This window comes from Pseudomonas sp. PDM15 (assembly GCF_014851565.1).
In the GTDB taxonomy this organism is placed as follows: Bacteria; Pseudomonadota; Gammaproteobacteria; order Pseudomonadales; family Pseudomonadaceae; genus Aquipseudomonas.
Genome location: NZ_JACVAA010000027.1, coordinates 1 through 470, shown reverse-complemented (window position 1 = coordinate 470; position 470 = coordinate 1). Strand labels below are relative to the sequence as shown.

Here is a 470-nt window from a genome sequence, read left to right as displayed (position 1 = left end):
GGAAGAGGGGGAGAAGAGAAAGGGAGAAGAGGAAGAAAAGGAAAGGAAAGAAAAGGAGGAGGAAAGGAAGGAGAGGAAGAAGGAGAAGGAGGAGAGGGGGAAGAAGGGAAAAAAAAAGAGGAGAAGAAGAAAGGAGGGAAGAGGGAAAGGAAAAGGGCGCGCGAAAGGGAGGAAGAGAAGGAAAAGAGAAGAAGAAAGAGAAAAAAAAGGAGGAAAAAAGGAGGAGAAGAAAAGAAGGAAAAGAAGGAGAGGGAAAGGGAAAGGGGGGAGAAAGGGAAGGAGGGAGAAGAAGAGGAGAAGAAGGAGGAAAGAGAGGAAGAGAAGGAGGAGGAGAAGGGGGAAGGAAGAAGAGAGGAAGGAGGAGAGGAGGGGGAGAAGGAGAAGAAAGGGAAAGAAAAAGAAAGGAAGAAGAGGGAGAGAGAAAGGAGGGGAGGAGGAGAGAAGGAAAGGGAAGAAAGAAGGGGCTCGAA

General features: G+C 48.5%; 1 protein-coding gene. It reads left to right on the top strand.

Going from position 1 to position 470, the window contains the following annotated elements:
- Positions 1-470, top strand: a 470-nt coding sequence (locus IB232_RS24085; protein WP_192400903.1) for a hypothetical protein, incomplete at both ends; no start/stop codon positions are given.